Raw genomic sequence first — 22109 nt, forward strand, 5'->3', positions numbered from 1 at the left:
CCTCCGCAAATTCCATCTTAGAAGGGACAAACGGGGGCCTTAACTATTCAATCCTCAGGTAACAAACTGCTACCCAGGGTGCCGTGTGGGCACTGGCTTAGATATCAATGCAGCATTCTTCGAGGCAGTCTATTACATCAATCAGTTTCGGGATGGCCAGGGAGTAGTAAATCTTAGTACCTACTTTAAAAGACGATAAAACGCCTTTATCCTTTAGCGTAATCAGGTGCTGTGATGCAATGGCCTGCGGAAGGTCTAACTGCTTATATATCTCTGTAACAGTCATTTTATCCTCTTTTCCGAGCAAATCCACTATCGCCAGTCTCTTGGGGTGTGCCAGTACTTTAAGCATGGCTGCCGCCTTATCTATCTTCTTCGATTCAACTCTTGACAACAAACTTTTCATAATTAAAATTATACCTAACAGTTTCTACAATTCATTTTTCAATCCCATTCACAATAAGATATATACGAGGCCTGCACTATTTAGCTGAAAATCATATCGATGCTTTTATTATTTTTGGCCAATGGATACTTCTTATCATGTAATCGGTCTAATGTCCGGGACGTCACTCGACGGCCTCGATATTGCTTTTTGTAGATTTACGTACAAATCTCATAATTGGATATATGAGATACTAAATACTACTACATTAACATATTCCAATGAACTAATTGACTCTCTTCGAGGTGCCGAGACCGCCAGCGCCCTGGAGCTGGTGGAGCTGGACCATGCCTTCGGCCGCTTCATGGGGCAACGGGTTCATGAGTTCGTACAACAACACGGAATACAGCCCGATTTTGTTGCTTCTCACGGACATACGATCTTCCACCAGCCCGCCAAGCACATCTCCCTGCAACTGGGCCATGGGGCCTACCTGGCGGCGCATGCCCACCTGCCCGTGGTCTGCGACTTCCGCACCGTCGACATTGCGCTGGGTGGGCAGGGCGCACCGCTCGTACCCATTGGTGATGAGCTGCTTTTTGGCCACTACGATTATTGTATTAACCTGGGAGGCATCGCCAATGTTTCCTACAACCACCAGGGCACCCGCCTGGCCTTCGACACCAGCGCCTGCAACATGCTGCTCAACACGTTGGCAAACAGCCTGGGCCAGCCCTATGACCATAACGGTGCGCTAGCCCGCTCCGGTACTTTAGAGCCAAAATTATTAGAGGCCCTGAACGCGCCCGCTTACTTTGCAGCCTCGGCTCCGAAGTCGCTGGGCAAGGAGTGGGTGCTGGAGCACAGTTTGAAAAGTATAGCTGACAGCCCGGCCTCTGCAGAAGACAAGCTGCACACGGTGTGCCACCACATCGCCCAGCAACTGCACAACGCCCTGCCGCCGCTGCACGAGGGGCAGCACCGTGTACTAATAACAGGGGGCGGTGCGTTTAACGGCTACCTGGTGGAGCAGATACAGCAGCAGCTGGGGCCAAAGTATACCGTGGAGGTGCCGGCGCCGGAGGTGGTATCCTTTAAGGAGGCGCTCATATTTGCCTTTCTGGGCGTGCTGCGCTGGCGCGGGGAGCACAACTGCCTCAGCAGCGTAACGGGGGCTAGCCGCAACAACGTGGGGGGCGCCATTTACCTGGCCTAAGTCCTGCCCGTCTGAATTTCGTACCTTTGCACCCTACACCCGATACACCCTTAACTGGAATGAAAGACTTACTTGCCCAATTTGAGAACAAAAGACCTGAGATAGTTTTTGAGTGGAAAGACCCTGAAACCGAGGCCGAAGGCTGGGTAGTGATAAACTCCCTGCGCGGCGGCGCGGCGGGCGGTGGCACGCGCATGCGCAAAGGCCTCGACAAGCGTGAGGTGGAATCACTGGCCAAGACGATGGAGGTGAAATTCACCGTGTCCGGACCTGCCATTGGAGGCGCCAAGTCGGGCATCAACTTCGACCCTGCCGACCCGCGCAAGCGCGGTGTGCTGGAGCGCTGGTACAAAGCCGTATTTCCGCTACTGAAAAACTACTACGGCACCGGGGGCGACCTGAATGTGGATGAGATACACGAGGTGATCCCGATCACGGAAAGCTATGGCCTGTGGCACCCGCAGGAGGGGGTGGTAAACGGCCACTTCAATGCTACCGAGCCACAGAAAATAAACAAGATAGGCCAGCTGCGCCAGGGCGTGGTAAAGGTGATCGAAGACCCGCACTTCTCCCCTTCCACCGCGCGCAAGTATACAGTTGCCGATATGATCACGGGATACGGTGTGGCCGAGGCCGCACGCCACTACTACAGCATCTGGGGAGGGCAGTTTGAGGGCAAGCGCGCCATTATCCAGGGCTGGGGCAATGTGGGAGCCGCCGCAGGCTATTACCTGGCTTCCAAGGGCGTTAAAATCGTCGGCATCATCGACAGGGCCGGCGGACTTATCAACGAGCAGGGCTATACGTTTGAGGAGGTCACGGACCTGTTTCTTAACCGCCAGGGCAATACGCTGAACCCGGCCACGCCTGGTATACTTTCGTTTGAGGAAGTGAACAGCCGCCTCTGGGACCTTCCGGCCGAGATCTTTATACCTGCCGCTGCCTCCAGGCTGGTGACGCGCGAGCAGGTGGAGCGCATGATCCGCAGCGGCCTGGAAGTTATTTCCTGTGGTGCCAACGTCCCGTTTCAGGACCCGGAGATCTTCTTCGGCCCTACCGGCGAGTTTGCCGACCGCAACTTGTCCGTCATCCCTGACTTTGTGGCTAACTGCGGCATGGCACGCGTGTTTGCCTACCTGATGGGCGACGAGGTGGAGATTACCGATGAGGCCATCTTCAGCGACACTTCCGCTGTGATACGGGCGGCCCTGGAGAAATCGCATGAGCGAAACGGGCAGAAGACCGAGATCGCCAAGACAAGTTTTGAAATTGCCCTGAGCCAGTTGCTCTAAAAAAGAATTACGCTTACCTATGCAAGAGTTGTTAAACAGCGATTGGCTTAGCCACGAGTTCCTCGGTAACACTGTGGCGGATTACATTCTTTCCGCTGCCATACTTTTATTCGGGCTGCTCTTCAACACGCTGTTGTCCCGGATGCTTTCGGGCTTAATTTACAAGCTTGGGAGTCGCTTTTGGCCTGAGTCGGAGCTGCCCGAATTCCGCCGCCTGCTGGTGCAGCCGCTGGAGGTGCTCGTGTTCCTGGTGTTTCTGTACCTGGCCTTCCAGGTGCTCAATTACCCGGTGCAGCCCGAAGACCTGAAGGCCGGGGATCCTTTCCTGAAGACGTTCCTGCTGCGGACCTATCAGGTGTTTGTTATTGTGGCGCTTACGTGGGTGCTGCTGCGCTTTGCCGATTTTGTAGGCCTGGTGTTCCAGCACCGCAACGAAAGGTCCGCCTCCAAGCTAAACGAGCAGTTGGTGCCTTTCTTCAAGGATTTCACCAAGGTGCTGATCGTCATCTTCTCCTTCCTGATCATGCTGGGGTCGGTGTTTGGGGTGAACGTAACTGGCCTGGTGGCTGGTCTGGGCGTGGGTGGTTTGGCCGTGGCCTTTGCCGCCAAGGAAAGTATAGAAAACCTGCTGGCCTCCTTCACCATCTTCCTGGATAAGCCCTTTATGGCCGGTGATTTGGTGCAGGTGGGCGAGATGATCGGCACGGTGGAGAAAGTGGGCTTCCGGAGCACGCGCATCCGCACGCTGGAGAAAAGCTTTGTGACGGTGCCCAACAAGCTGATGATTGACAAGCCGCTGGACAACCTCACGCTGCGCACCTTCCGACGCGCCAAGTTCGATATCCGGCTTACCTATAACACCACCTCCGAGCAACTCCGGGCTATTACGCGCGAGATACAGGAATACGTGGACCAGCACCCGCGCACCAACCAGGATACCCGTGTCCGGTTTCTCACCCTCACCCCTGACTCGAAGGACGTGATGGTGCTATACTTTGTGGACACCATGGACTGGTTCGACTTCATCGACATTAAGGAAGAAATCAACTATAAGATTGTGGAAATTGTGGAAAAGCATGGGGCGGACTTTGCCCTGCCTACCCGGAAACTATACTTGCACCAGCCGGAGGACAAGCCGGAACCCATGCAGGAGAAATCATACGTTGGAGGTGCAGACCTGGAGTAAGCGCCAATAAAAAAGCCGGAGAAACTCCGGCTTTTTTTTCACCCTTATATCTTAATTCGTCTGAATTGCAAGGTTACACTATCATCTTAAACCAATCCGGGGTGCGTAGCGCACTCCCGTTAAACCTAAATCCTTAAGCTCTACAAGCATCGTTAGCCGTAGTTTTGATTTCTTTAACGACCTACTTTAGTCATAGTTACAAACAAAGTATAACTTTTACCTTATAAGGCCTTTATTCTGCAGTAAACAAGCAATATTGATGAGTAAAAGGATAGAATTATTTATGGATACCCTCTTTAAGCAACCTTCAAAGTATACTTCTAGGCCCGTGCCGCTCCGCTAAAAATCAAAATATTCGCCTTCCTGCAGCTCCACTTCCTTCTCCTTCTGTTTTGGCTTTTTGCCGCGCAGTAAGTCCCGCAGCTCCTGCCCCTCCTGCTTCAGGTCCGTTTTGATTTTCTGCCGCACGCGCTCGTCGTCGTAAGCGATTTTAAAGTCGCGCTCACTGCCTCGCAGCGTCAGGAAGAGGTTGCTGTTGCCGGCATCCGGGTCCTCGGCCACGGTGCCAAAGCGAGCATCCTTGTCGGGCCGTTGCTTGGTGAAGAGCGGCAGCTTGATCTTGTAGTCCATCTTCTGGTCGAACGTGTGGGTGCCCGACACCGACACCGTCGGCACAGCTGACAGGTTGGAGCGAATGTCCATCTCCGGAATGTAGATAGTGCCCTGTTGTATCCAGAAAGAGTTGTGCAACTCGGCAAAGCGCATGTTGGCCAGCTCTGTGCGCTTCACGAAGGCCGACATTTTCTGCATGGGCGCAAAGTTTATCAGCTGGCCGTTGCGCACTGTGGCCTGAATTTCAGCCTGCAGCAGCTCGGTTTTGGGGTTCAGCTGGCTGTCGAAGTATACGTCGGACACGATGTTGGCCGTGAGCTGGCCGCGCAGGTGCCGCTCCTCTATAAAGTTCTGCCGGAAGTTCTCGAATACGTAAAACAGGCTGTCTACGCTCATGTTGTTGAGCTTAGCGGCAGTACTCACCTTGATGTGGTTGCGGCTGCGGGCATCCAAGTTACCCCGCACAGCAAAATCACCGCCAATTGCCCGGAAAGAGATGTTCGGGGAAGAAACCACCTGGTTGCGCAGCTTCACCTCGCCGCGAATGTTTTTGCCGTGAAACCGCCTGAACCGTAGCCTGTCGATAGAGGCGCTCAGGTCGAAGGCGATGTTGGGGGCTATGACGAACCTGTAGCTGTCGCCGGTGCGGGCAGCCTCAGGCGTGTTCTGCTCCTCGCTCAGCAGCTGGTCGAAGTTGAGGTATCGGCTGCTGAAGTCGGCCTCCACCAACAGGCGCTGGTTCTCCAAAATCAGCCAGGCCATCACGTTCCGGAACATGCCGTTGACGGTAAAGTCAGACTCGCCCAGCTTGCCCTTAAAGTCGGACACGGCCACATCGTTGCGCTTAAACATGAAGTTACCGTTGAGGTTGCGCAGCGGCAGCGGCATGTCTTTCAGCGTGAGCGATACGTCGTGCAGCGTAATGTCACCGGTGGTGTTGAGGGTGCTGTTACCGGGCTTGGCCTTAAACTCCTTCAGGTTCCCCGAGAAGGCAATGCGTACATCGGCCAGGCCACTGCCACTGCGCACTTCCTCCAGCTTTGCCAGTCCCAGCACATAGCCCACGTCCAGCATGCCCTGTAAATCAAAAGCAATGTAGGGATTGCTGAAGTTGCTATACTTCAGGTTGCCCTTAAAGGGCCTTCCGTTCAGCACGCCCCGCAGCTCCTTTAGCTCCAGCACCGAGGTGGTGGCGTTCTGCTTCTCACCGTTCGTAAAGCTGCCCGTCAGGTAAAGCTTCTCCACGCGCTGCTGCACATCGGGGTGGTAAAAAGAGGCGTCGCGTGCGCCAAAGTTGATGCTTATACTTGGCGTGTGCTTGCCCGAGGCCTTGCCCTGCACGGTGCCGTTAAAGTAGATGTCGCCCTTGCTGCGGTACTGGCTAAATTCCTCCGTCATACTTTGGGGCAGCAACGAGAGCAGCGACTGTATGTTGGTGTTCTTGCCCTCTACCTTTAAATCCAGCTCCGTCACGCCTTCGTAGGCGATTCCTCCGCCCACTTCATAGGCCGCCTCGCCCACCTGCACCACCGACGGCTGCAGGGCGATTGTCTTGGCCTGCCGGTTTATACTCAGAGCCGAGTTCAAGTTGACTTTCTTACCTTTAAAGTACTCGCCGGAGTTGAGGTGGATGGTATGGATGGTTGCCTGCCCGTCGGCTTCAATGTCGATGGTTTCAGGGGAGATGGCCAGGGCCGCGGCCAGTTGATGCGCGCTCACCTCGTAGCGCTGCTGCAGCTGCTCGTCTACATAGTGCAGGGCCACTTCGCGCAGGTTTATACTTTCCAGGTCGAAGGAGAAACCGCTGTCATCAGAGGCGGTGGTGTCGGTGGTGATAATCTCGTAGTTCACCCGGCCGTCCGGCAGCACCCTGACGTATACTTCGCCCTGCTCCATATAGAACTCCTTCACGCTGTACTCGCCGCGCAGCACGTCCCAGAGGCTAAAGGTAAAGTATAGCTTGTCGGCCCGCGCCAGCGACTCCTCGCTTTCGGGCAGCCCCTCGTGCACGTTTACCTCGTCCAGGGTAACAGCTACCTGCGGAAATTTATCGAAGAGGGAGAGCGAAATTTGCCGGACATCCACCTTTGTCTTGATGTGCTTGTTGGCCTCGGCTACAAAAAGCGAGATTATTTTATCCTGATAAGTATAAACCAGCGCCAACGCCAGACCCAGGGCCGCCACTAAAATGGCCACTCCATAAAATAGCACTTTTCTTACCGCTCCTTTTCTCACCTGGCGAAACTTCAGATTTATAGCGTCTTATATTACCCTAAAGGTACAGCAGTATTAACACGTGAACAAGAGCGCCCCGGCTCCGAAAAAATATTTAAGATTTTTTTCTCAAATGTTTTGCAGTCTAAAAAATAACCTCCATATTTGCATCATCAAACGGGGACAAAAGGTCAACGAAAACAAAAAACGGGGTGTTAGCTCAGCTGGTTCAGAGCACCTGCCTTACAAGCAGGGGGTCACTGGTTCGAATCCAGTACGCCCCACAAAAGGACAACTGCAAAGTTGTCCTTTTTTTATATCCATACTTTTCTGCTCCCGCCCCTACTGCTTATACTTTAGCATCGGTTATACTTTACCAACGGCGCAGCTCCGGGCATAGTATACCGCCCCTGCTGCCACACTCGCAACAGACAAGTCACTTCCTCTAAAATATTGGTGATTTATACTTCGGCTTTGGAGAACTGCTCGTGCAGCGCCAGCACCTGCGGGATGATAAGCTGCTGGTCGTCGTTGTAGATGATGTGCTGGGCACGGCGCATTTTCTCCTCCTCGCTCAGCTGACGGGCAATGATGGCTTTGATGTCTGCTTCTGTGCGGTGCGTGTCGCGTTTGAGCAGGCGTTTGATGCGCAGCTCCAGCGGGGCGTACACGGCAATCACCTCATCCACCTGCCGCCACGACTCCGACTCGAACATCAGCGCGGCTTCCTTTAAAATGTAAGGTTTATCGGCATGCCCAGCTGCCCACTCGTTAAAATCATTGCCCACGTGCGGGTGTACCAAGCTGTTGAGCAGCTCCAAGCGCTCCGGGTGATTGAACACCCTGCCAGCCAGGTAGGCGCGGTCTAACGCTCCTGCGTCTGTATACGTGGCCGGCCCAAAGGCATCCTCTAGCTCCTGCCGCAGCGCTGTGTTGTGGTGCATCACCCACTTGGCGCGGGTATCGGCGTCGTAAATAGGCACGCCCAGCACCTGGAACATGCGGCTCACTATGGTTTTGCCTACGCCTATGCCACCGGTTATACCTATTTTCAGCATTACTTTACGTCAACTTGTACCTTGCTTGGCCATATCTGCACGTTGCGCAGGCCACGCGGCTGCTGCACCAGTTCCGGCACCAGCGTGGAGTCTATCGGGTTAAACTTGTTATAGTTTAGCACCACCTTAAACGCAGACCGGTTCAGGAGCGACATGGAATCCTGCAGCAGCTGGTAGCGCAGCACCACAATGGGCGGCCGCAAGGTGAGCGACACTCCCTCCGGCACATTTACCAGTTCCGGTAGCGCCTGGCGCTCTTCGGCCACCAGGTTTTTCACGTTTATACTTACCTGCGCCTCCTCTACATCGGCCTCTACCAGGGGCTTGTAGTTGTGGTTAATTGGCACAGGGAGCTTGGTTGGCTCTGTGAGTACCTGTTGGGGCACACGCAGCAGGAAAGGGTCTGGCAGGCTGTCTATCAGCGAGGCGGGGCCGGTAAAGGTCACGCTGTCGGGGCTGATGCGGATAGGGCCGAATACCGTATGTTGGTTATTGGTCAGCTGCTGCTTCGGGTCCACCTGCAGGGCAATACGCTTCTGCGCTATCGGGTCGAAGTGGAAGTATACCGTATCGGTCACCACAAAATTAAGCTGCAGGCCATCCAGGGCATTAACCAAGGCCGGCCGCAGGGCAGAGCCCAACAGAAAGTTATTGCGCGGCAGGTCGCGGATGTAGATTTCGGCGGGCTGCACTTCCAGGCGAAGGCTCTTGCGCAAAAGCTTCCAGCCTTTACCGGTTACGTTAATGAGAACCTCCTGGGGAAGAGGTTTGACAGGGATAAGTTCGCTTTCGTTGTACACAAACCGGATGGGATAGGTGGTTTGTGTGCTGTAGCTTTTGTTTAAGGCATTAAGGAGCCAAAAAGTAGAGGCCGCCACGAAGCAAAGCAATACCACTCGCCAGTATTGCTTTGTTCGCGGCTGGAATGGCCTCATAAACCATATAGCTATATTTTTTACTCCCTCTAAAGGCAAGGTTAGGCTGTTTTTTGCACTCTCATGGTAGCTTCCATGGACACGGCAGTTTTATCAAAAGTCAGGCGAACGCCTTTGTCCACCTCTAACGTAATCGTCTCGTCGTCTATTGCAACCAGTTTACCGTGCAGGCCACCGATGGTTATTACAGTCATGCCCTTTGTCAGCTCCTCACGGAACTTCTTCTGATCGCGCATTTTCTTCTGCTGCGGACGGATCATGAAAAAGTAAAATACGAGGATAATGGCTCCGAACATCAGCAGCTGTGGTAACATGCCGCCGTCCGGAGTCTGAAGAAGTATCGAATTCATTGGTAGTATTCTCTAAGCGTTTATAAGTATGGATTAGTTGCGACGAACCGGGCCGTCCGGACCTGCCACAGGCATTCTGTTTTTAGGCTCCACGCTACCCTTCATGGCTACGCGAACAATGTTTGGCTCTGTGTTAGCGCGGATGGTAACCGTTGGCTGCTGCTGGCCGGGTTTGCCGTTGCTGTTGAACTTAACAGCCACAAAGCCTTTCTCGCCTGGCGCCACAGGAGTGCGCGTCCAGTCAGGGGCAGTACAGCCGCAGGTAGCCGTGGCGCTCTCGATTACAAGCGGGGTGCTGCCGGTGTTCGTGAACTCGAACTTATGCTCTACCGTTTCCCCTTCCTTTATCGTGCCGAATTCATACTCTGTCTGCTCAAACGTCATTACCGCGGCATTGCCGGCAGGGGCTGTCTCTCCCTGCGCAGTGGTAGCCACTACGTTCGGATTCTCGATTGGCTGAACAGGCGCAGTCGCCTCAGTAGCCGTAGCGCTCTCAGCCGCTGTATCGTTGCCTGTGTTGTTATTGCAGCCGGAGGCAAGTATAACTACCGCCATTCCTGCTGCCAGAAACAGATTCTTTTTCATGTTGGGTATACTTTAAGTGGTTAAAGTTTTGCGATGATGTGCTGCGCGAACTCCATGGTGGAGGCTTTGCCGCCCAGGTCGCCGGTGCACTCTGCCTTGTTAGCCAGCGTGGCTTCCAGCGCCGCCTCAATGCGGTTTGCCTCATCCTTCAGGTCGATGTGGTGCAGCATCATGATGGCCGAACGGAGCAGCGCAGTCGGGTTAGCGATGCCTTTGCCTGCAATATCCGGGGCAGAGCCGTGAACGGCCTCAAAAATGGCCATGTCGTCGCCAATGTTGGCACCGGCCACTACGCCCAGACCGCCTACCAGGCCAGCGCAAATATCCGAAATGATATCGCCAAACAAGTTGGTGGTCACAATCACGTCAAACTGTTCCGGCTTAATTACCAGCTGCATGCACATGTTGTCGATGATCTTATCATCGGCCTGGATGTGCGGATACTCCTTAGCGACGGCATGAAACTCGTTCAGGAACATGGCGCCGGCGCTCTTTAAGATGTTAGCTTTGTGCGCGGCCGTTACTTTTTTGCAGCCATGCTTGTCGGCGTAGGCAAAAGCCGCACGGATGATCTTCTGGCAACCTACGCGCGTGATGCGGGCCACGGAATCAGAGATCTGCAGACGCTCGTCAAACATCTCCAGGCCAGAGTACAGGCCCTCGGTATTTTCGCGGAACAGCACCGAATTCACGTTGTCGAAGCGCGTCTCGATGCCTTTGGTGGTTTTGGCTGGCCTTACGTTGGAGTACAGGTCAAACTTCTGGCGCAGCTGCACATTTACACTTTTAAAGCCTTTGCCAACCGGTGTGGTAATAGGGCCTTTCAGCGCCACCTTATTCTTCTCCAAAGAGGCAATCAGCGTAGCCGGAATCAACTCCCCTATCGAATCGAAAGTGGTTTGGCCGGCGTTTTCCTCTTCCCACTGCACGGGCACGTTGGCAGCGCTGAATATAGCTTTTACAGCTTCTGTGATCTCAGGTCCTATCCCGTCGCCGGGTATCAGGGTTACTTGTCTCATCTTACAGTTCTTTCCTGCTATTTATTTCATTTATAAGCGAGTCCACATCACCGAGCAGCTTCTCGGCCTTCTCCTTGGCGTCCTGTATCACGCGCTGGCCCTCCGACTTGGCTGTAGTAGGCAGGCCGTCGCCCTTGGCGATGAGCTGCTCCAGCAGGTCTAACAGGGTTTCGCGGTACTTCTCCAGGCGGTAGCTAAGCCAGTATCTTGTTTCTCGGCCTTTCTCGGGCGCAAAGAGTATGCCAGCGGCAGCTCCCACGGCGGCGCCGGAAACAAACGCAAGCAATGCAGTTGTCTTCTTGCTCATAGTTTTCTATGCTATTTATCTCGGGTACAAACTTTTTCTCATACTACGGAGAAACGGCCCTTAAAGCCGCGTTTACTTGCTCCGGCTTATTTGTTGTCTATCAAGCCACGGCCAGACTTGCGGATCTCCCCTTTCGCCGTCAGTTCCTGTGCCATTTTGTCCAGCACGCCGTTAATGAATTGCTTGCTCTTAGGGGTGCTGTACAGCTTCGAGATCTCGATATACTCGTTGATGGTAACTTTGACCGGTATGCTGCGGAAGATGTACATCTCGCTGAGCGCCATCTTGAGGATGATCTTATCGAGCAGGGCCACGCGCTCCACGTCCCAGTTCTTCACGCTGGCGGCAATCATGGCCTCATACCTGGCGTCCTGCTCTACCGTCCGGAAGTATAAATCTTCGAAGAAGGCCCTGTCATCCTCCCAGTTGGCCGAAAGATCGAGCAATTGCTTGTCTTCGTCAGCCTCCTCGGCAAAGATTTTAACAGTTTTATTCACCAGGCTTTTTACAATCGATTTGTTCTCCACCCAGTTCAAATCCTGCTCCTCAAACAAAGATTGTAAGTTTTTTTCTTTAAAGATAATGTTTTTAAAAATATGTTTCACCACTTCGGCGTCCTCTTCCAGGGTGTGCTCGGGCTGTGCCACATAGCCCAGGAAGGTCTCGTCCTTCTTCAGGATGTTGCGGTAAGCGGCCCGGATTTCACTGATGTCGGAGCCCCAGCTGATGTTGCGGCGAATGATACTTTCCTGATATGACTTGCTCTGCAGCAGGCGCTGCACTACTTTGTTACGCAAAAAGGCCGTGGTATCGGGGCCTTCGGGGGCGGTAAAGCGGTTGGCTTTTTTCTCTTCCTCTTCCTGAATCAGGCTAACAACCACCTCCAGTATCTGCAGGGTGCCCAGGTAGTGGTCGTAGATACGCTCCACGGCGCTCAGCATCTGATTGCCGTAGTACTTGAAGTCTTTCTTGGTGGCGTTGTTGTAGAACGCAATCGCTCTGTTCACCGCATCCACAACATCCTTTCCGGCACCTTCTGTGTCAAACTCCTGCTTCTCGTACCATTCCTTAAACAGCAGGGTGGCCATTTGTTTCTTGCCTTCGAGCAGCCTTTTGTCCTGCACCTCCATCGAGTTAAGGTCTGGCGCAAAATCATCGTTGATCTGATCTAGGGCCAGCAGATAATCTGAACCTACGGCCTGCTGATAGGCATAGATAGCCTGCATCGCCTTAATTCGTAGTGTTCTGCGGTTGAGCATATTCTTATTTTAAAGAGCGTGTGTTTGGTAAAGTATTTTGTTTGGGCCAGGCCCGGTAAATTGTTTTCCTGCTACATAAAAGCGGAGAGGGCAGGCGATAGTTCCGCAGTGTAAGGGTGTAAAGCAAAAGTGCCACAGGTTAATGCAGCACTTTTGACTTCAACAGTATTGCTTAGAGGCTGTTGGCTTAGTACGTAGAGCGCACTTTGCCGATGCTCTCAATTCTCTTCTGGGCCATTTTCATGGCAGCAGCCTGGTTGTGGATGCCTTCTTTCTCTGCCAGCTCGAAGATATCCAACGTATAGCCGTAGATACGCTCTGTCTGGGCATAGGCGCTGTCGCGGTTGTAGCCAATCAGCTCAGAGTATACGTTTATCAGGCCACCGGCATTGATCAGGAAATCCGGCGCGTAAATAATGCCTTTCTGCACCAGGGCCGGGCCGTGCACCTGCTCATCGCGCAGCTGGTTGTTGGCCGAGCCGGCGATTACCTGGCACTTGAGGCGGTTCAGGGTATCGTCGTTGATGGTACCACCCAGGGCGCAAGGAGAGTAAATGTCCACGTCCAGGTCGTAGATCTCGTCCATGCCTACCACTTTGGCGCCATACTTATCGGAGATCTCGCGCAGGCGGTCTTCGTAGATGTCGGTGATGAAAATCTGGGCATTCTCCTTGGCAAGCAACTCTACCAGGTAACCACCCACGTGGCCTACACCCTGTACAGAGATTTTCTTGCCTTCCAGTGAGTCAGAGCCGAATGCTTTCTTAGCGGCGGCCTTCATACCCATGTAAGTACCGTAGGCTGTTACCGGAGATGGGTCTCCGCTACCACCCATAGACTCAGGCAGACCAGCTACGTGCTCGGTCTCCATGCGGATGTACTCCATGTCCTTGGTGGTTGTGCCCACGTCCTCAGCCGTGATATAAGCACCGTTCAGGTTCTTGATGAAGCGGCCGTAGCGGCGCAGGAACGCCTCGCTCTTGTCTTTTTTGGCATCGCCGATGATAACTGCTTTGCCCCCGCCCAGGTTCAGGCCGGAGATGGCTGCCTTGTAGGTCATGCCTCTAGACAGGCGCAGCACGTCATCCAGGGCCTCTGCCTCAGATGCGTAAGCCCACATACGGGTACCGCCCAGCGCCGGGCCAAGCACGGTGTTGTGGATGCCGATGATGGCTTTTAAGCCAGTTTCCTTGTCGTGGCAGAAAACAACTTTCTCGTGGTCGTGTTCTGATATTTGATCAAAGACAGATTTGTCTTTTTTCACTTCAACTTCTTTTAATTCCACCATTGATAGTTTTGATTAGGGGTTTTCTATCTTTGTGAATGGGGGAGGCAAACATCAGCCCTCTCCGTTCGCGCAGCAAAATTAAATCTTTTTTTGGTTATTTCAATTTGCGCCGGCTAACTCTGCGTAAAAGCGCTAGGGCATCAAGTTCTGACTGTGAAATCGTTACGATATCTAAATAAATACCTTCTCAAGTATAAATACAGGCTCCTGCTAGGGCTTGTGTTTACCATTATCTCCAACTTTTTCCAGATTTTGCCGGCGCAGGTGGTGCGCCACGCATTTAACCTGATAAAGGAGGGAATAAGCCTTTACGGCCTGTTTAGCGGCATGGAGCAGCAGGAGGTGGTCTACAGCATTTTCTCTAAAAGCATACTGGTGTATGGCGTTATCATACTTTTGATGGCCCTGCTGCGCGGCGTGTTTCTGTTCTTTGTGCGGCAAACCATCATTGTGATGAGCCGCCTGGTGGAGAACGACCTGAAGAACGAGATCTACGCCCATTACCAGACGCTGCCGCTTAGTTTCTACCGCAAAAACAACACCGGCGACCTGATGGCCCGCATTTCGGAGGACGTGAGCCGCGTGCGCATGTACCTGGGGCCGGCCATCATGTATGGCATTAACCTGGTCATTCTCTTCCTGATGGTGATCCCCTACATGCTGTCGGTAAACGTGAAACTGACGCTGTATACTTTGATCCCGCTGCCCATACTTGCCATCAGCATCTACTACGTCAATAACATCATCGAGCGCAAATCCGACGAGATACAGCGCAGCCTGTCGGGCATCACCACCTTTGTGCAAGAGGCGTTCTCGGGCATCCGGGTTCTGAAATCCTTTGTGCGGGAGGACGACTCGCACAACAACTTCACCACCGCCAGCAACACCTACAAGGATAAGTCGCTGGAGCTGAACTTTGTAAACTCGCTCTTCTTTCCACTGGTGCTGTTTCTGGTGGGCCTGAGCACGATAATCACCGTCTACATTGGTGGCCAGGAGGTCATCAACGGCAGCATCACCACGGGTAACATCGCCGAGTTCATCATCTACGTGAACATGCTCACCTGGCCGGTGACCTCACTGGGCTGGACAGCCAGCCTGGTGCAGCGCGCGGCCGCCTCGCAGGCCCGCATCAACGAGTTCCTGCACACCGAAAACGACATCGTTTCCCGCCAAAACATCAGCCGGGAGATTGTCGGCGACATCCGGTTCGAGAACGTGGACTTTGTGTACCCCGACACCGGCATCCATGCGCTAAAGGGCGTTTCGTTCGACATCAGGCACGGCGAAACGCTGGCTGTGATCGGCAACACCGGCTCGGGCAAGAGCACCATCGCCAACCTCTTACCGCGCATGTACGACGTGACGAGGGGCCGCATCCTGATAGACGGCATTGACGTGCGCGACTATAACATCGAAAACCTGCGCAAGCAGATAGGCTACGTGCCGCAGGACGTGTTCCTTTTCTCCGACTCCATCCGCAACAACATCGGGTTTGGCCTGCCAAGTATAACCGAGGAGCAGATGGTGCAGGCAGCCAAGGATGCCGACGTGTATGAGAACATCATCCGCTTCCCGGAGCAGTTTGACACCAAGCTCGGCGAGCGGGGCATCACGCTGTCGGGTGGGCAAAAGCAGCGCGTGTCCATTGCACGGGCGCTGGTGCGGGAGCCCAGCATCCTCATCCTCGACGATTCGCTCTCGGCCGTGGACACCAAGACGGAGAACGCCATCCTCAACAGCCTGCGCCGCATCATGCAGAACCGCACGAGCATCATCATCTCGCACCGGGTATCGTCGGTGAAACTGGCCGACCGCATCCTGGTGCTGGACGACGGGGAGATTGTGCAACACGGCACGCACGAAGAACTCATCAACCAGCGCGGGCTGTACAAGCAGCTGTATGAGCGCCAGCTGCAGCAGGAGGACGCTTAGTCAAATTCGCTGACTCTTATACTTCGTTAGCCATTTCTGAGAGGGCTTAAGCTCGCCAAAATTAAGGCTCGGGATTTTTTTTGCGCGAAATCTGTTATGCTTACGTATAGCAAATTTACTATCGCATTTACACCCTCTAAACGAACTCTTTATATGGCAATCGACTTACAGCAAATCGGCAAAAGATTCAGATTCTACACCAACCTGAAGGAACTGGAAATGGAGGACCTCAAAGCCATCACCGGCAGCACCGAGGAAACCCTCAACAACATTATCAACGGCTGCAATATTTTGCTGGATGAGCTGGTGGCGATTGTAAAGCACTTCGACGACCTGAACCCGCAGTGGCTCATTTACGGAGAGGGAAGTATGTTTAAGCCGATGGACGCAGATGGAAACTGCCACGAGCCCAGCAAGAAAGGTTGCCTGAAGAAAGATAAGGCCGCTTACCTGCGGCAGATGAAAAACATGCTGATAGAGCTGGAAGCGGCCGAGATAGCCAAGGGCCACAAGCCTGATGTGGATGCCCTGCGGGCGAAATTAGACGAACTTCGGGCGGCACAGCAATAGTGCCGCTTTTTTTATGCGTTATACTTTAGCCACCCCGTTAAGTATAAGGTTTACCGTGTAGAGCACATCCCGCTCAATTTTCTCAAAGTCGATGGAGGGGAGCTGGTGGAAATCGGCGCGCTGGAACTCCTCGAATTGAATCAAGTCTTTTACCGTCATGATGGAGTAGCCGACGCGCTCAGCCTCGCAGGGGATGAAAACCTCCTTGGCGATTCCTTCTTTTATCACAGTGGCGTAGTAGTTGGCCTCCTTGCCCCTCGACTCCCGGAACAACTCCTGGAACATGGCGCGCGTCTCAATTAAAACCTTGATGGAGATGGTATGCTCCGACACGATTTCCTGGTAGTAGCGCAGCGAGGACTGGATGTAGAGCAGCAGGCGCTTATGCGGGTTGGGCTCGTGTTCGGCCAGTTGCTTGATGTGCGAGAGGCGGGCCTTCCACTCCTGCGAGAAGGCCTCCATGTAGAGCAGCTCCTTGCTTTTGTAGTAGTAGTAGAGCGAGGGCTTTTTCATGCCGATGGCCGCGGCAATGTCGTCGAGGGTGGCTTTGCTGTAGCCCAACCTGCCGAACACGCTTTTGGCTGCCTCTAAGATCAGCTCTTTTTTAGCCTCTGCTTTCTTGCCCAAAGTATAATTGCTGTGGTGATGGGGAGTGCGTGAAATATAAACCCGCTGCTCCCAAAGTTAAAGTATAAATCTATACTTGCAAGTATAGCGCTATTCCTTTACAGGCACCTCCAGCACACCTTTGTCATCTTCCGGGAACCACTCCACGTAAAACTCCTCCAGCTTCAGTTTCTCCTCCTTGGCATAGTCGAACACGGCGCCGTAGAGCTTCTTGGGAAGCAGGGCAATGTTGGCTGTTGCCTCTGCACGCACCACTTTGCGGCCACCCGGCACAGTGCGCAACGTATAGCCTTCGGGTAGTTTAACTGTAGAGTCTGGGATGATGATGCCGATGAAGGCGCGGAGGCTGTCGCCGCTCCTGTCGGGGTCGTTGTAGTAGATGTTGCCTGGGTGACCCTCCAGCTTTTTCTCCTGCAGCACCTGCGACACCCGCTGAAAGGCTTGCCCGAGCGCCTTGTCCTCTACTGCCCCTTCAAACGACTGGCCGGCCACGTACATGGTTTGGGAGGTTGCAAGGGAGGTGTCCGCCGCCGTAAACCCGCCCAGGTAAGTATAAAAAACCAACACGACAGTGGCAATGCCCGCCACTATGTAGAAAACCTTTTTGTTCATTATTGATCGATCATGTTCTTGTACTGCATCTGGTACAGCTGCGCATAGTAGCCGTTGTGCTCCAGCAGTTCTTCGTGGTTGCCCATCTCCTTCAGCTCGCCGCGGTCCAGCACAATAATTTTGTCGGCTTTCTGGATGGTGCTGAGGCGGTGCGCGATCACAATGGAGGTGCGGCCATGCATGAGCTGGTCGATGGCGTACTGTATCAGTTCTTCGGTTTCGGAGTCTACGCTGGAGGTGGCCTCGTCGAGGATGATGATCTCGGGGTTGTAGACCATGGCGCGCACAAAGGAGATAAGCTGGCGCTGGCCTACGGATAAGGTGGCCCCGCGCTCCATCACCTGGTAGTGCAGTCCGCCCGGCAACCTTTCAATGAATTTGCGGGCTCCCACCAAGTCGGCTGCGTGCCACATCTGCTCCTCGGTTATACTTTTGTTGCCCAGGCTGATGTTGTCGGCAATGGTGCCGGAGAAAAGGAACACATCCTGCAGCACCACGCCGATGTGGTGGCGCAGCACGCTCAGGTCATACTCCTGCAGGTCGTGGCCATCCACAATGATGTGGCCTTTGTTTATCTCGTAGAAGCGGTTGAGCAGGTTGATCACCGAGGTTTTACCAGCCCCCGTCGCGCCCACAAAAGCCACGGTCTCGCCTGCCTTCACGTTAAACGAAAGGTCGCGCAGCACCCAGTCCTCATCTTTGTAGGCAAACCACACGTTCTCGAAACGCACGTTGCCTTTTATCTTCTTGGGGGCGTAGGTGCCGCTGTCCGGGATCATCTCTTTGTTGTCGAGCAGGCGCATGAGGCGCTCGGTGCTCACCACGCCCAACTGCAGCGTGTTAAAGCGGTCGGCAATCATACGGATCGGGCGGAAGAACATCTGGATGTACATGATGAAGGCCATCAGGGTGCCCAGCGTGATCTCATCCTCAATTACGCCGTAGGCACCGTACCACACCAGCAGGCCCAGGCCCGCCGCGCCGATAATCTCAGCGATAGGGAAGTAAACCGAGTAGTAGAGCACCGAGCGGATGTTGGCACGAGTATGCTCCTTGTTGATCTCCTGGAACTTCTCCATCTCGCGCTTCTCGTTGTTGAAGATCTGCACGATGCTCATGCCCGTGATATGCTCCTGCACAAACGAGTTAAGCCGCGCCACCGCCGTGCGCACCTCCTGGAAGGTGGTTTTTATCTTCTCTTTGAAGATGTAGGTACTGATGAGCATGAGCGGGAACGTGGACAAGCTCACCAGGGCCAGCTCCCAATCGATGTAGAACATGAAGCCGAGGATAAACACCAGCTGCAGGATGTCGCCAATCATGGCGGCCAGCCCTTCGCTGAACACATCCGACAGCGTTTCCACGTCCGACACGTTGCGGGTAACCAAGGTACCGATAGGCGTACGGTCGAAGAACTTGAGGCGCAGGTTAAGGATGTGGCGGTAGAGTTTCACGCGGATGTCGCGCACCACGTGCTGGCCCAGCCAGCCGGCAAAGTAAGTATGGAGGTACTGCACAATGGCATGCACCACCAGCAGCACGCCCAGTATCACGAACATGCGGTTGAGGCCCTCCCAATCGTTGTTCAGGATCTCGTTGTCCACCGTCCACTGAATCAGGAAGGGGCGCACCGCAGCCAGGATGGCCGAGGCAAAGGTCAGGAAAACGATAAAGAAGAAGGTCCGGATATAAGGCTTCACAAAGGCAAAAAGCCGCTTCAGCACGTCCGAATCGAATACTTTACCGGTTGGCTTCGATGTATCTTCCAAAAGTATGCTCCTGCTTAAGTATGGTTACTGTTGCTGCACTGTCTCCTCTGTACGAGCGCTTCTGTTTAACCGATTGTAAAGTTAATGGTTTTGGCTCAGGATTTTCAGGATTTGTAGAGGAAGGGTTTTAGACTTTCATAGCCGCTGCTTCCCGCATCTTGACACAAGCTATCCTCTTTAGCTACCGTTCATCCTCCAGTCTTACCTACCTATTGTTTCATTTCTAGCTTTGGCTCCCTCAAGGCCGGGAGGCCTCGCCTTCGGGCATCGCGCGGTGTACATTTCCTTTGCTACCCTTCGGTCGCAATGCCGCCACAGCGGCACCGGAAATCTACAAGGCGCTCAACCCAAAGGATGGGAAAGAATCGATAGCCGCTGCCCTTGCTGTCATCTCGACCATCGGGAGAGAACTAACTAGAATTCTGGATAGTTCTCTCGCGTTGCTCGAGATGACAACAGAAGCAAGTATAAATTCCCCTCTTGGGAGGGGCTGGGGTGGGTTTATACTTTGCGAAAGGACTGAAACTATAGAACTTATACTTCAGCTAAAGCAGTTACAGACTCCCCGCCTTAGACAAGGAGGGGCCAGGGGTGGTTGGACCCGGAAATGCTTTAGACGCCCGCGCCAGTAAATAAAAAAGGCCAAAGCTATACTTAAGCCCCGGCCTTTCTATACTTCAGAGCTTATACTTTATACTTCCGCCTCTACAGCCACTTCTACTTTAGCAAAAGCCTGTTCCATGTCGGAGATAATATCCTCCGGGTGCTCCACGCCTACCGAGATGCGGACCATACCCTCGCCGATGCCCATTTTGGCGCGGTCGGCCGGCGAGATATCGGAGTGGGTCATGGAGGCGGGGTGCTCGGCCAGCGACTCGGTGCCACCCAGGCTCACGGCCAGCTTAATCAGACGCAGGCTGTTGAGGAACCTGAAGGCTTCTTTCTCGCCGCCCCTGATATCGAAGGAAATCATGGAGCCGGCGGCGGTGCATTGCTTCTGGTAAATGGCCTGCTGGCGCGGGTTGTCCTGCAGGTCACCGAGGTAGTAGATTTTCTCCACTTTCGGGTGCTGCTTCAGGTAATGGGCCACCACCTCTGCGCCGCGGGCCTGCGCCTCCATGCGTATTTTCAGGGTCTCCAGGCTACGCATCAGCATCCAGCCGGTCCAGGGACTGGCCATAGAGCCAGCAAAAGTGCGCATGCCTTTCACCTGCTTCATCAGGGCTGCAGAACCGGCACAGGCACCGGCAATCAGGTCGGAGTGGCCGCCAATATACTTGGTGGCAGAGTAAAGCACCAGGTCAGCGCCGTGCTTAAGCGGATGCGAGAACACCGGCCCCAGGAAGGTATTGTCCACGGCCACGACTACTTTTTTATCGGCAGTAGAGTGTTTCCGGGCCAGCGCCACGCATTCCTCAATGTCCACGAGGTGGTTGGTGGGGTTGGCAGGCGTTTCCAGATAAATCATCGCCAATTTATCGGCTACGCCGGACGCCTCCAACTGCTGCGCGATTTCCTCTCCGGTGGCACAAGCCTGAAAGCCTATACTTTGGATGCCGAACTTGGGAAGGATGTTTTTGATGTAATAATCGGAGCCGCCGTAAATGGGCTCGCTGTGCAGAATCACGTCGCCGGGCTTGAGCAGGGCCAGCAGCGTGGTGCTGATGGCGGCCATCCCACTGGCGAACACGGCCGCTTCCTCGGCACCGTCCCAGAAGCGAAGGCGGTTTTCGAGTATCTCCAGGTCGGGGTTGTTGAGGCGGCTGTAGATGAGGCCCAGCTGCTCTTCGGAATTCTTCTCGCGCAGGCCATAGGCCAGCTCAAAAAAGGCCTTGCCCTCCTCGGCACTTTTAAAAACAAAGGTAGATGTTTGGTAAATCGGGGCTTTCACAGCCATTTCCGACCACTCGGGATTGTACCCGTAGCTCATCATTAAGCTTTCCGGCCGCACGTGTTTTCCGTTTAGGTGCGGGCCCAGATGGTCCTCTTCCAGTTGCATAGTAGGTTAGTTATGGGTTAAGGGTTGATTAGTTTTAAGGTATAAATAGTTCGGATGGATACTCTACTTTGGCCAGGTACAAGCCCTCCGACGGCGCGGCCCCGCTGGACCGGCTTCTGTCCTGGCTGGCTACAATCTGCTCAAACTCCTCTACCGTTAGCTTGCCGCGGCCCACGTCTACCAAAGTGCCTACTACCAGGCGCACCATACCGCGCAGAAAACGGTTGGCTCGGATGGTAAAGCCCAACTCCTCTCCTGCCTGCTCCCACACGGCCTCATACATATTGCAACGGTAATGCTTGGTATCGCCCTTCACTTTGCTGAAGGTAGTAAAATCCTCGTAATTAAGCAGTATGGCGGCGGCCTCGTTCATCTTTTCCACATCCAGCGGGCGGCTGTGATACCAGGCATGCAACCGTTTGAAGGGATTTTTACGGAGGGTGATGTGATAGTGATAAGTGCGCGCAAAGGCATCGTAACGGGCGTGCGCATCGGGCTGCACCAGGTATAAATTGAGGGCCGAGATATCGTCTGGCAGGATGCGGTTGAGGCGGTAAACGACCTGCTGCGGGTCCAGAGGCAGCTGGGCGTTAAAGTGCACAAACTGCTGAATGGCGTGCACGCCCGTATCGGTGCGGCCGCTGCCGGTGGTGCTGATGGGCTCGCGCAGCACCTTCGAAAGGCAATCCTCTAATATTTCCTGTACCGAGAGGGCGTTTGGCTGCACCTGCCACCCATGAAACCGTGTTCCGTCGTAAGCTATCTCTAAAAAATACCGCATAAAGCAAAGGTATGGTTTTGAGACAAAAGACATAAGACAAAAGACGCAAGGCTGCCTGTTTTACTACTAGAAGGGGCAGCCCCCTTTTTATACTTTGTACCAAACTCCCG

20 protein-coding genes and 1 tRNA gene are annotated in these 22109 nt (G+C 53.9%); 6 read left to right on the forward strand and 15 right to left on the reverse strand.

The window, feature by feature from the left end; genetic code table 11:
• Nucleotides 1-97 precede the first annotated feature (97 nt).
• Nucleotides 98-406, reverse strand: a complete 309-nt coding sequence (locus BM040_RS09835) for an ArsR/SmtB family transcription factor (RefSeq protein WP_025608763.1) — start codon at nt 404-406, stop codon at nt 98-100.
• A 121-nt stretch (nt 407-527) separates the two neighbouring features.
• Here BM040_RS09835 and BM040_RS09840 point away from each other — a divergent pair, with 121 nt between their 5' ends.
• The 3 genes from BM040_RS09840 to BM040_RS09850 are packed head-to-tail and all read left to right on the forward strand — an operon-like array spanning nt 528 to nt 4079.
• Complete coding sequence (locus BM040_RS09840) at nt 528-1601, forward strand: anhydro-N-acetylmuramic acid kinase (RefSeq protein ID WP_092100652.1); 1074 nt, start codon at nt 528-530, stop codon at nt 1599-1601.
• A gap of 59 nt (nt 1602-1660) precedes the next feature.
• Nucleotides 1661-2893, forward strand: a complete 1233-nt coding sequence (locus BM040_RS09845) for a Glu/Leu/Phe/Val dehydrogenase dimerization domain-containing protein (RefSeq protein ID WP_092100654.1) — start codon at nt 1661-1663, stop codon at nt 2891-2893.
• Nucleotides 2894-2912: 19 nt separating this feature from the next.
• Nucleotides 2913-4079 (forward strand): mechanosensitive ion channel family protein, encoded by a 1167-nt coding sequence (locus BM040_RS09850; protein WP_092100656.1) that lies wholly within the window; start codon nt 2913-2915, stop codon nt 4077-4079.
• Between the two features lie 339 nt (nt 4080-4418).
• Here the strand turns inward: BM040_RS09850 and BM040_RS09855 are convergent, their stop codons facing one another.
• Nucleotides 4419-6902, reverse strand: coding sequence for an AsmA-like C-terminal region-containing protein (locus BM040_RS09855; protein WP_245756177.1), 2484 nt, complete (start codon nt 6900-6902; stop codon nt 4419-4421).
• Nucleotides 6903-7114: 212 nt separating this feature from the next.
• Between BM040_RS09855 and BM040_RS09860 the strand changes: the two genes are divergently transcribed.
• Nucleotides 7115-7189, forward strand: a tRNA-Val gene (locus BM040_RS09860).
• 177 nt (nt 7190-7366) lie between these two features.
• On the opposite strand, the gene coaE is transcribed toward BM040_RS09860, so the two are convergent.
• From coaE to BM040_RS09900, 8 genes are all read right to left on the reverse strand, one after another.
• The gene (coaE, locus tag BM040_RS09865; RefSeq protein ID WP_092100660.1) at nt 7367-7963 is read right to left on the reverse strand and encodes a dephospho-CoA kinase; all 597 of its coding nucleotides are present in this window, start codon (nt 7961-7963) and stop codon (nt 7367-7369) included.
• Nucleotides 7963-8898 carry a hypothetical protein gene (locus BM040_RS09870; RefSeq protein ID WP_092100662.1) on the reverse strand — a complete coding sequence of 312 codons (936 nt, stop codon included), beginning with the start codon at nt 8896-8898 and terminating at the stop codon, nt 7963-7965. Before BM040_RS09870 ends, coaE begins: the two co-directional genes overlap by 1 nt.
• 41 nt (nt 8899-8939) lie before the next feature.
• Nucleotides 8940-9248 carry a preprotein translocase subunit YajC gene (gene yajC / locus BM040_RS09875; RefSeq protein WP_092100664.1) on the reverse strand — a complete coding sequence of 103 codons (309 nt, stop codon included), beginning with the start codon at nt 9246-9248 and terminating at the stop codon, nt 8940-8942.
• A 33-nt stretch (nt 9249-9281) separates the two neighbouring features.
• Nucleotides 9282-9833: a DUF1573 domain-containing protein gene (locus BM040_RS09880; protein ID WP_092100665.1), complete on the reverse strand. Its 552-nt coding sequence runs from the start codon at nt 9831-9833 to the stop codon at nt 9282-9284.
• Nucleotides 9834-9853: 20 nt separating this feature from the next.
• Nucleotides 9854-10852, reverse strand: a complete 999-nt coding sequence (locus BM040_RS09885; RefSeq protein WP_092100666.1) for an isocitrate/isopropylmalate dehydrogenase family protein — start codon at nt 10850-10852, stop codon at nt 9854-9856.
• Nucleotide 10853: 1 nt separating this feature from the next.
• Nucleotides 10854-11159 (reverse strand): YtxH domain-containing protein, encoded by a 306-nt coding sequence (locus tag BM040_RS09890; protein WP_092100669.1) that lies wholly within the window; start codon nt 11157-11159, stop codon nt 10854-10856.
• 86 nt (nt 11160-11245) lie between these two features.
• On the reverse strand, nt 11246-12418 hold the full coding sequence (nusB, locus tag BM040_RS09895) for a transcription antitermination factor NusB (RefSeq protein ID WP_092100671.1): 1173 nt from the start codon (nt 12416-12418) through the stop codon (nt 11246-11248).
• 187 nt (nt 12419-12605) lie between these two features.
• Nucleotides 12606-13706 (reverse strand): Glu/Leu/Phe/Val family dehydrogenase, encoded by a 1101-nt coding sequence (locus BM040_RS09900; protein WP_092100673.1) that lies wholly within the window; start codon nt 13704-13706, stop codon nt 12606-12608.
• 153 nt (nt 13707-13859) lie between these two features.
• Here BM040_RS09900 and BM040_RS09905 point away from each other — a divergent pair, with 153 nt between their 5' ends.
• Together BM040_RS09905 and BM040_RS09910 are read left to right on the forward strand one after the other, a co-directional pair.
• Nucleotides 13860-15641 carry an ABC transporter ATP-binding protein gene (locus tag BM040_RS09905; protein WP_092100675.1) on the forward strand — a complete coding sequence of 594 codons (1782 nt, stop codon included), beginning with the start codon at nt 13860-13862 and terminating at the stop codon, nt 15639-15641.
• A gap of 153 nt (nt 15642-15794) precedes the next feature.
• Nucleotides 15795-16211, forward strand: a complete 417-nt coding sequence (locus BM040_RS09910; protein WP_092100677.1) for a hypothetical protein — start codon at nt 15795-15797, stop codon at nt 16209-16211.
• 18 nt (nt 16212-16229) lie between these two features.
• Here BM040_RS09910 and BM040_RS09915 read toward each other — a convergent pair whose 3' ends face one another.
• The 5 genes from BM040_RS09915 to truA form a co-directional block, all read right to left on the reverse strand.
• Nucleotides 16230-16838, reverse strand: coding sequence for a TetR/AcrR family transcriptional regulator (locus BM040_RS09915; protein ID WP_092100679.1), 609 nt, complete (start codon nt 16836-16838; stop codon nt 16230-16232).
• A gap of 90 nt (nt 16839-16928) precedes the next feature.
• Nucleotides 16929-17450, reverse strand: coding sequence for a GyrI-like domain-containing protein (locus tag BM040_RS09920; protein ID WP_092100681.1), 522 nt, complete (start codon nt 17448-17450; stop codon nt 16929-16931).
• Entirely contained in the window at nt 17450-19219 is a 1770-nt protein-coding gene (locus tag BM040_RS09925) for an ABC transporter ATP-binding protein (RefSeq protein WP_092100683.1), read from the reverse strand. The genes BM040_RS09920 and BM040_RS09925 overlap by 1 nt, the downstream gene beginning before the upstream one ends.
• Before the next feature lie 691 nt (nt 19220-19910).
• Nucleotides 19911-21218, reverse strand: a complete 1308-nt coding sequence (locus tag BM040_RS09935) for a cystathionine gamma-synthase family protein (RefSeq protein WP_092100687.1) — start codon at nt 21216-21218, stop codon at nt 19911-19913.
• Nucleotides 21219-21252: 34 nt separating this feature from the next.
• Entirely contained in the window at nt 21253-21999 is a 747-nt protein-coding gene (gene truA / locus BM040_RS09940; RefSeq protein ID WP_092100689.1) for a tRNA pseudouridine(38-40) synthase TruA, read from the reverse strand.
• Nucleotides 22000-22109 lie beyond the last annotated feature (110 nt).

Origin of the sequence: Pontibacter chinhatensis (assembly GCF_900113285.1) — a bacterium.
Taxonomy (GTDB): Bacteria; Bacteroidota; Bacteroidia; order Cytophagales; family Hymenobacteraceae; genus Pontibacter; species Pontibacter chinhatensis.

Excerpts from the sequence above, each read along its gene's own strand:
- BM040_RS09835 (WP_025608763.1), bottom strand. The coding sequence starts at position 406 with ATGAAAAGTTTGTTGTCAAGAGTTGAATCGAAGAAGATAGATAAGGCG.
- BM040_RS09840 (WP_092100652.1), top strand. The coding sequence starts at position 528 with ATGGATACTTCTTATCATGTAATCGGTCTAATGTCCGGGACGTCACTC.
- BM040_RS09845 (WP_092100654.1), top strand. The coding sequence starts at position 1,661 with ATGAAAGACTTACTTGCCCAATTTGAGAACAAAAGACCTGAGATAGTT.
- BM040_RS09850 (WP_092100656.1), top strand. The coding sequence starts at position 2,913 with ATGCAAGAGTTGTTAAACAGCGATTGGCTTAGCCACGAGTTCCTCGGT.
- coaE (WP_092100660.1), bottom strand. The coding sequence starts at position 7,963 with ATGCTGAAAATAGGTATAACCGGTGGCATAGGCGTAGGCAAAACCATA.
- BM040_RS09870 (WP_092100662.1), bottom strand. The coding sequence starts at position 8,898 with ATGAGGCCATTCCAGCCGCGAACAAAGCAATACTGGCGAGTGGTATTG.
- yajC (WP_092100664.1), bottom strand. The coding sequence starts at position 9,248 with ATGAATTCGATACTTCTTCAGACTCCGGACGGCGGCATGTTACCACAG.
- BM040_RS09880 (WP_092100665.1), bottom strand. The coding sequence starts at position 9,833 with ATGAAAAAGAATCTGTTTCTGGCAGCAGGAATGGCGGTAGTTATACTT.
- BM040_RS09885 (WP_092100666.1), bottom strand. The coding sequence starts at position 10,852 with ATGAGACAAGTAACCCTGATACCCGGCGACGGGATAGGACCTGAGATC.
- BM040_RS09890 (WP_092100669.1), bottom strand. The coding sequence starts at position 11,159 with ATGAGCAAGAAGACAACTGCATTGCTTGCGTTTGTTTCCGGCGCCGCC.
- nusB (WP_092100671.1), bottom strand. The coding sequence starts at position 12,418 with ATGCTCAACCGCAGAACACTACGAATTAAGGCGATGCAGGCTATCTAT.
- BM040_RS09900 (WP_092100673.1), bottom strand. The coding sequence starts at position 13,706 with ATGGTGGAATTAAAAGAAGTTGAAGTGAAAAAAGACAAATCTGTCTTT.
- BM040_RS09910 (WP_092100677.1), top strand. The coding sequence starts at position 15,795 with ATGGCAATCGACTTACAGCAAATCGGCAAAAGATTCAGATTCTACACC.
- BM040_RS09920 (WP_092100681.1), bottom strand. The coding sequence starts at position 17,450 with ATGAACAAAAAGGTTTTCTACATAGTGGCGGGCATTGCCACTGTCGTG.
- BM040_RS09935 (WP_092100687.1), bottom strand. The coding sequence starts at position 21,218 with ATGCAACTGGAAGAGGACCATCTGGGCCCGCACCTAAACGGAAAACAC.
- truA (WP_092100689.1), bottom strand. The coding sequence starts at position 21,999 with ATGCGGTATTTTTTAGAGATAGCTTACGACGGAACACGGTTTCATGGG.